Annotated in this window: 7 protein-coding genes; 2 read left to right on the forward strand and 5 right to left on the reverse strand. The window is 46.9% G+C overall.

Translation table 11 applies throughout. The features are described 5' to 3' along the window. Positions 1-803, reverse strand: an 803-nt coding sequence (locus Q0236_RS04850; RefSeq protein ID WP_297915648.1) for an alanine--tRNA ligase-related protein, incomplete at its 3' end; no start/stop codon positions are given. A 125-nt stretch (positions 804-928) separates the two neighbouring features. Between Q0236_RS04850 and Q0236_RS04855 the strand changes: the two genes are divergently transcribed. Next, positions 929-1,801: a Gfo/Idh/MocA family oxidoreductase gene (locus Q0236_RS04855; protein WP_297915650.1), complete on the forward strand. Its 873-nt coding sequence runs from the start codon at positions 929-931 to the stop codon at positions 1,799-1,801. Then, the gene (hemH, locus tag Q0236_RS04860; RefSeq protein WP_297915652.1) at positions 1,798-2,865 is read left to right on the forward strand and encodes a ferrochelatase; all 1,068 of its coding nucleotides are present in this window, start codon (positions 1,798-1,800) and stop codon (positions 2,863-2,865) included. The genes Q0236_RS04855 and hemH overlap by 4 nt, the downstream gene beginning before the upstream one ends. Positions 2,866-3,024: 159 nt before the next feature. On the opposite strand, the gene Q0236_RS04865 is transcribed toward hemH, so the two are convergent. From Q0236_RS04865 to aat, 4 genes are all read right to left on the reverse strand, one after another. Then, positions 3,025-4,338, reverse strand: a complete 1,314-nt coding sequence (locus Q0236_RS04865; protein ID WP_297915654.1) for an ankyrin repeat domain-containing protein — start codon at positions 4,336-4,338, stop codon at positions 3,025-3,027. Between the two features lie 237 nt (positions 4,339-4,575). Then, positions 4,576-5,811 (reverse strand): nucleotide sugar dehydrogenase, encoded by a 1,236-nt coding sequence (locus Q0236_RS04870; RefSeq protein ID WP_297915656.1) that lies wholly within the window; start codon positions 5,809-5,811, stop codon positions 4,576-4,578. Between the two features lie 454 nt (positions 5,812-6,265). After that, the gene (locus Q0236_RS04875) at positions 6,266-8,086 is read right to left on the reverse strand and encodes a penicillin-binding protein 2 (protein WP_297915658.1); all 1,821 of its coding nucleotides are present in this window, start codon (positions 8,084-8,086) and stop codon (positions 6,266-6,268) included. Between the two features lie 74 nt (positions 8,087-8,160). Then, positions 8,161-8,732, reverse strand: a 572-nt coding sequence (aat, locus tag Q0236_RS04880) for a leucyl/phenylalanyl-tRNA--protein transferase (RefSeq protein WP_297915660.1), incomplete at its 5' end; no start/stop codon positions are given.

Consider the following 8,732-nt stretch of genomic DNA (forward strand, 5'->3'; position numbering starts at 1 on the left):
CGGTAGCTAGCGCCGCTCTCATACGCGTACGGCTTGCCGCAAAGCGCGGCTACTTCGTTTATAAGCGGCATAAAAAGCGAGCTGTCGTAGTTGCTAAACTTGCCTTCTTTAATCGCCGTGACGCGCTCAAGCCCCATACCCGTGTCAATGCTAGGCTTTGGAAGCGGGCTAAGCTTGCCGTCTTTGCTGCGCTCGTACTGCATGAAAACTAAATTCCAAATCTCTAAAAAGCGGTCGCCGTCGCCGCCCATATAATCCTCGCTTCCGTGAAAATGCTCCTCGCCCTGATCGTAAAAAATTTCGCTGCACGGGCCGCAAGGACCGGTATCGCCCATCGCCCAAAAGTTATCGTGATCGCCGAAGCGATATATGCGCTCCTGCGCTATGTGGCGCGCCCAGAACTCGTAAGCTTCGTCGTCCTTTTCGTGCACGGTGACGTAGAGTTTGTCTTTAGGAAGCTTTAAAATTTCAGTGATAAACTCCCACGCATAGGCGATCGCCTGCTCTTTGAAATACTCGCCGAAGCTGAAATTGCCAAGCATCTCAAAAAACGTATGGTGGCGCGCGGTATAGCCGACGTTGTCTAGGTCGTTGTGTTTGCCGCCGGCGCGGATGCAGGTCTGACAGCTCGTGCGGATAGGCGGCGTCGGACGCGGAACGGCTCCTGTAAATATGCTTTTAAACGGCACCATGCCCGCGTTGGTAAAAAGCAAGCTGTCGTCATCGGGCACTAGCGGCGCGCTAGGAACGATCTGATGGCCCTTGCTCGCAAAAAAATTCAAATATTCGCTTCTAATATCCATGAAATTTCCCTATTTTAAATTTTAAAATTTTGGAGCGCATTTTAGCCAAATTAGATTTTAAAAACTATAAAATTTTAACCATTCTTAGTTATAATGGCGCGAAAGATTAAATTTAGGGCATGGCGATGAAAAAAAAGATAGCGATCATAGGCATGGGCGAGCTTGGTCAAAAGCATTTCAGCGAGCTAAGAAGGAGCGATTATTTCGAGCTTGTAGCGCTTTATCATAAGGGCAGCAGTGAAAATTTCGGCCCGCGCTATCCGATCTTTGATAATCTAACCGATCTTTTTAACGTCGCTAAGCCCGACGCCGTAGTCATCACAGCCCCCCCGCCATCGCATAAAGAGCTGATTTTAAAATGCCTGCCGTTTACCAAAAATATCTTTGTAGAATCTCCGCTCGCACAAAGCCTAGCCGAAGCTAGAGAGATAAACTACGCAGTCACTACTAACGGCACGCGCCTAGCCGTAGGCTACTCCGACCGCTACAATCCAGTAATCGTATCCCTACTACGCGAGCTAGCCAAGGGGGATAAAATTTTTTCGATGAGCTTTGTAAGCGGTTTTGCAAACGATGATAGAGCAGATATCGTCGCCAATGCCCTTTTTAGAGATGTCGATCTTGTGCGGCTGCTTTCTCACAGCGAAATCGCCTGCATAGAACTTAGCAAAAATATCTCTAAAGAGCGCACTCTAGCCGCATGCGCGACGCTTCACACAAAAAACGGCTGCTACTGCACGCTCATGCAATCCAATCTCTATCCTATGAGACGCCACGGTGTCGAAATTTGCACCGACAGCGGCGTATATTTCGGCGATCTAATCTCAATAACTCTTTTTAAAATTACCCCCGAAGGCCGCGTAAATTTACGCGTCGATCGCGATGACTTTTCGCTGCGGCGCGAGCACGAAGCGTTTTGCGCGATGTGCAACAGCAGCGCGGACGCAGGACTTGCAAGCGTAGAGGACGCGATAAAAATCAGAGAAATCATCTCATGAAAAAAGCCCTAATTTTGCTCAACATGGGCGGTCCGAACAATCTGAGCGAGGTTGAAGTTTTTTTAAAAAATATGTTTAACGACCCCTTTATTTTGGGCGTTAAGAGCGATTTTTGGCGCAGCGTTTTAGCCGCACTCATCGTAAAAAGCAGAACCGCATCGGCGCGTAGCAACTACGAAAAACTGGGCGGATGCTCGCCGATATGCTCCATCACCGAAGCGCTTTGCGAGCAGGTAAATTTACTCGCGCGAGCCGAATTAAGCGCGGGATTAAAATTTAAAGGTGCGGCGGACGCAAGCGCCGCGAGTGAGTCGCCACAGGATATCCCGACACAGGGCGAGGCGCTGCAAAATGAAGTGCCGCAGGATGAAAAACCGATAGATGAGCTAATTTGCGATTATGCGATGAATTACACGCCGCCATTTGCGGAGGATGTGTTTAAAAAATACGCGGATTTTGACGAGATAATTTTGATGCCTTTGTATCCGCACTTCTCAAAAACGACGGTGCAATCGAGCCTGTGCTCTGCCGAAGCGGCACTTAAGCGGCTCGGGATAAAAAATCATAAGATGGTTGATATTTTCTACGAAAGCGCCGCTTACAACGAAATTTTATTAAATTTGATCGCGGAGTGCGTTGCGAAATTTAGCGCGGATGAAATTTCTCAAATTTCGCTCATATTTTCCGCGCATTCGCTGCCGGTAAAAATGATCACCGCGGGCGATCCATACGAGGCGCAGGTAAAGGCGCACGTGGAGATTTTAAAAGATCTGCTGGCTGCGCGCGGGATTAAATTTAAAGAGATTATTTTGGCGTATCAATCGCGCCTGGGCCCCGTGAAGTGGCTAGAGCCCAATGTCGCGGACGTTTTGCGGGATCTGCAGAGCAAAAAAGCGCTCATATTTCCGATCGCGTTTTGCGTAGATAATTCCGAGACCGATTTTGAGCTGGATATTTTTTATAGGGCCCAGGCGCGCGAGCTGGGTTATGAATACTACGAAGTGTGCAAATGCCCGAACTCTCGCGAGGATTTTGCAAAATTTATACTCGCGCAGGCGCTGTAAATTTAGAGATTAAATTTAACTTTTCTATTCGAGCCTTTTATACTTTTTGCGAAGTTTGCAAGCCTAATGCAATGCCGATAAAATCGGCAAAATTTTATCTTTTTCGGTAATTAGATGGGGCTTTAAATTTGATTATTTCGCAGCGGGTTGCTTAGCCGCTTACTGCTTTTGATCTACCGCTTCCTTACTAAATAAATTTCTTTTATATTCTTTATAGTCGTTAGTTAGTCTCTCGACTTCCTCTTTAGATATATGAAAGTTGGGGTTTTTTATATGCTTTCTATTTGCTGCAAATTCTATTTTATCAATTTTTTTTTGCCCTACCGCAAATAGTATATACTCTTTAATATTTTTAAAGGTAGCGTTCTTGTCGGAACAATGTTTTTGCAAAAAAGCAAGCTGGAACCTAGCTTTGGTTGCTTTCTTATAATATTCGCTTTCTACATCATACCTATATTCCTTATAACACCTATCATCATACATTCTTTTTAAAAATTCATCATTCGGGATTCCGCCTATATCGTATTGCAAAAGTAGATCTATCATAGCTCCGGGCTCGGGCACGTCCAGCAGATCGCCATATACCGACATATAAAGCCTAAACTCCTCTACCCCATACTCCTTGTTAGTATTTTTTATATTTTTATAGCCGGATATCTCCTCTAGTTTATTTGAAACGGAGACCTCTCCCATGTTGAAAGTGGAGTAGGTATACGGTCTATAGCCGCTCTCTAGCACCATTTTCATTATATCGTACATATTGTTTCTAACTAGGTGGCTGATAAAATAATACGGCTCGCCTCCGCCGCTAAAAAGAACCTCTTTGGTGCGGTAATGTATGATCGGCGTAGCGTTTTCGTCAAAGCTTATAGAATCTATCCAGTTTTCGACATCTCTAATCCCGTAAGTTTCCTGCACGATCTCTACTTCGTCAAACTTAACTCCGCTATCTAGCAAAAGCTTGACCGACTTAGTGGCGTTATTTTCCATAGCGTATGCCATAGGGGATAGCTCGTAATTATCTTTCTTATGAGGATCGGCACCCATCTCTATCAGCTTTTTTGCGGTTTTTTCGTCATCGTAAAAGCTAGCATACATCAAAGGGGTAACGCCGAAATGAAGAGGGGTATCTACGCTTATATTATTATCCTGCATAAATTTTAAAATTTTATCCGTATCTTTTGATTTTAAGCTCCTGCGCAAAAGTTCCATCGTGGGATTATCTCTAACCTCCTCTTCGTCTATATCCCAATATCTATAGCCAACTGCGTTTATCTCCTTTTGCGTTACGTATTTAGCTAGCTCGGAGTTAGGATCTACTTTGGTATTTGCAGTGACGGTATAGTGAGAGGAGGTTGATGTAAATCTTAAGCCGATTCCAAATTTTAACGCTAAAACAATAGCGATGAGAACAATAACTATATAAGGAATGCTTTTAAAAATGTTTTTTATGATTTTAAGCAAGGTCTTCAAATTTGATCCTTCAGCCTTAAAACACTAGCCTGCAAAGAGCTTTAGCTTTTAAACAAAACCTAAAGCGACAACTCGTTTTATTCCCCATGAAGTGCCGCGATTATATAACGATGAGGATTAACTTTCACTTATACCAAAAAATTTTATCTATTTTTGCGGTTTAGCATCGTGTTTGAGCTTCAAAACATAAAAAGTAAACCGCACTGATAAAATCTAAATTTAAACCTCGGCTAAATTTCAGAGCTTTCCTTGCGCGCCTTTATAGACATTTTTCACGTCGTAAACCAGCGAGCCCGTGTAATCAAGCTCGAAAAACTGTTTATGCGCTACGGCGATTACGACGCAGTCAAATTTACGCAAATCAGGCTTTTGCAGCAGATCGATATCGTAGTATCTCTTGGCGTCGGCGGCGCTCGCCCAAGGATCATAGACGCTTACCTCGCAGCCGAAATTTTTAAGCTCGTTTATCATATCCACGACGCGCGTATTGCGGGTGTCGGGGCAGTTTTCTTTAAACGTAAGTCCCAAGATCAAGACCTTCGCGCCCTTTACCTTTTCGTCGTATTTTATCATCATCTTAACGACCTCCGTAGCGACGTAGCTTCCCATATTATCGTTAATGCGGCGGCTTGAGAGGATGATTTCGGGGTGATAGCCCACCTCGGTCGCCTTCTGCGCCAGATAATACGGATCGATGCCGATACAGTGTCCGCCCACGAGCCCCGGACGGAAGCTTAAGAAATTCCACTTCGTAGCTGCCGCGTCGATGACGTCGTTGGTGTTTATACCGAGTTTGCCGAACAGGATCGCAAGCTCGTTGATAAAGCCGATATTGATGTCGCGCTGGGTGTTTTCGATCACCTTCGCGGCCTCGGCGACCTTTATGCTGCTAGCGCGAAAGGTGCCGTTTTGCAGGATGCTAAGATAGACGCTATCTACGACGTCCAAAGCCTCGGGGGTGCTTGCCGAGACGATCTTTTTGATCTTCGTGACGGTGTGAACTTTATCGCCAGGATTGATACGCTCGGGCGAATATCCGCAGAAAAAATCGCGGTTAAATTTTAGCCCGCTCGTGCGCTCCAACACAGGTACGCAGTCCTCCTCCGTAGCGCCCGGATAGACGGTGCTTTCATACACGACGATGTCGCCCTTTTTAAGCACGGCTCCGACGCTTTCGCTGGCCTTGATTAGCGGCGTGAGATCGGGGCGATTTAGCCTATCTACGGGCGTCGGCACGCACACGATGTAAAAATTACTCTGCCTCATATCATCTAGCTTTGCGCTAAATTTAAGCCCGTTTTGAATCGCCGCGGCAAGCTCCTCGTCGCTAAGCTCCAGCGTGCGATCGTGCCCGCCGCGCAGCTCGTCTATGCGGTCCTGAGCTACGTCAAAGCCCACGACCTCGTGTTTCGCGGCAAACGCCGCCGCCAAAGGAAGCCCCACGTAGCCAAGCCCGATTATCGCTATTTTCATTTTTCCCTCATTTGCTTTCATATTTTCCTCTTTTCTTTGCGTTAAATTTCATCGTTAAATTTTGCTCTCAAACTCGCTAAATTTCAGGGCTACGCAGATACATTGCGCGTCTTAAATTTAACATTTCAAGCTCGCTCGCCGTTTTACTTGCGCTTATTTGCACGGCGGCAAATTTAAAATTTTGCCTTGATACGGAATTTTACGCCGCACCGAAATTCTGTATTGCAATAAAACTCCACCACCTTAGCGCAGCGAGCGACACAGCACGAAATCCCGCGTTACGATAAAATTCCATCGCCGTGCCGTTAAAATTTTGCGCTGCTAAATTTCATACCGCCAAAATTCGCGCCGTAAAATTTAAACGCCTTAAAATTTCAAAAGTCGCGCCAAATTTCGCGAATTTTCGTCGTCGCAAGCCGCAAAATTTTAAAAAACCTCGCGAAATTTAGCAAATTTAATCTTTAATTTCAACTGCCTCATCCTTGATCTCGACCTTTTGCGTGGCGTTTGCGTCGGCTGCGGGCTTTAGATAGCCCTCTTCTATCAAAATTCCTACCGCCCGCTTAAAGATCGGCAGCGCATTTTGAGCGGCGTAGTAGCTGCCCCTTTTAGGCTCGCGCACCAAAACGCCGATCGTGTAGCTGGTGTCCGCGTCGTTGGCAAAGCCGAAAAACGAGCTGTTATAGGCGCTCGAATAGCCGCCCCCCTTAGCGATGCGCGCAGTGCCCGTCTTACCGCCGATTTGCAGCCCCGCTACTCGACCCTTGCGCCCCGTGCCGCTCTCAACCGTTTTGATTAAAATTCCTTTAATCACGTCAGCGGTAGGTTTAGAGATTACCTGGCGGGTTTCGCTTTCGTTAACGGTGTAAGTTTTGCCGTTATTTTCTAGATTTTCGACTAGGCGCGGGCTAATCATGACGCCGCCGTTGTTAAAGACGGTATAGGCATTAAGCATTTGAAGGAAGGTCATCTGCGCGCCGTAGCCGTAGCTGATCGTGGCTTTGTAAATTTTATTATTCAGGCTTTTGATGCTTGGGATATTTCCACTTTGCTCATACGGCAGATCAATGCCCGTTTTTTGCGACATACCAAAGTTCATAAGCCCATCATAAATAGCCTGCCCCTCCAGCCGCTCTGAAATTTTAATCATTCCAATATTTGAGCTGTGGACGATGATCTCCTCGCCGCTCATCTGCTTAGCCGGGTGCGTGTCGCGGATCGTGCGAGTACCAAGCTTATAGCTGCCGTTATAGGTATTGATGATCTCGCCCGGTTTGACGGCTTTGGCGTCGTAGGCAATTGCGAAAATTATCGGCTTCATAATCGAGCCCACTTCGTAGGCGTATTCGCTCGCGGTAAAATTTAAATTCTTAAGATCGTTTTTTGTGATGTTTGAGGGATCATAGCGAGCGTTGGTCGCAAGGGATAAAATTTTGCCCGTTTTGGAGTTCATAATGCCTACCACGATTTCTCGCGCATCGTAATTATCAGCGCCTTCATCGCTTAGGCGCTCTATCTTTCTTTGCAGCGTTAGTGGCACGCTTAGACGGACGTTGTAGCCGTCTATTCTGCCCGTTTTTTTGCTGCTACGCTCTAGGATGATGTTGCCGCCGATATCGCGCGGACCCACGATAAACTCATCTCTAACCGGCGCTAGATAATACTCATAGTACTTCTCGATCCCCTTAATTCCGCTAACCTTGGTGATACCATCAACCTCTTTTTTATTGATATAGCCAATTAACGGAGTGAGCGAATCGCCGACATTGTAGCTGCGCTTCTCGCCGCTTTCGCTCACGCTCATGCGGATAGGCGGATTTAGCCTGCCGTTTGCGCCCATGAAGCTGACGAAGACCTTTTTTAAATTTAGCTTATATGCAAGCTCTTTTAGATGCACGGCGGTTTTGGCGTCGATCTTATACGACAGCACGGTCGTGCCGCCAGAGCCCTCGATCGCGCTTTTGACGCGCTTTTCACTATCGCCCGTGTAGATGCAGTATAGCCGCACGAAAAGATCAAGCTTGTTTTTATCGATGCTGCGCGCATCGACGCTAACTTTATAGAGCTTGACGGAATTTGCCGCGACGTAGTTGTCCTTTGCGATCACCGCGCCGCGGATCGCGCTGTTGGTTTCATTGACGTCCAAGCGCGGCAGCTTGCGATCGGTGCTGCCCCAAAAATATAAAATCGCCAAAAATATGAAAAGCGCCGCCGGCACGAATATAAACATCACGATGATCATACCGACCGAGGAGCTTTTATCTCTTACTACCATCTACCGTTTCTTTAAAATTTTAAATTTAGTGCGCATGCTTCCCGCGCGATTTCGTTTCAATGCCTGGCTCAAGGCTAAACGCCGTGCGGAATTTTAAGATCCGCAAAGCGCTCAAAGCCGCTATCTTGCGCGCTAAGATCGGCGAATAAAGCAAGGAATTCCTCGCGCGCCATCTCCTTTGCGCCCATAAATTTCAGATGCTCGTTCATAATCTGACAATCGATCAGGAAATTAAACTTAGCAAGCACCTCGCAAAGCCTAATCAGCGCCACTTTCGAAGCGTTGCTCTTTAGGCTTAGCATACTCTCGCCGCAAAACACCCGCCCGAAAATTAGCCCGTATAGCCCGCCTACGAGCTCGCCGTCCTCGTACGCCTCGACGCTGTGAGCGATGTCCGCATCCGCCAGGCGCGAATACGCCTCCGCGATCTGCTCGCTGATCCAAGTGCCCTGCTTTTCACGCTCGCGCACGCTTTTGCATAAATTTATAAAACCTCTAAAATCAGCGTCAAATTTTATCTCATATCGCTTCAGATAGGGCTTTATCGATTTTTGCACGCGCACTTCGCGCGGATCGAGCACCGCGCGTGGATCAGGCGACCACCATAAAATGGGCTCATCCTCGCTAAACCACGGAAAGATCCCCG

Source organism: uncultured Campylobacter sp. (genome assembly GCF_938031315.1).
Taxonomy (GTDB): Bacteria; Campylobacterota; Campylobacteria; order Campylobacterales; family Campylobacteraceae; genus Campylobacter_B.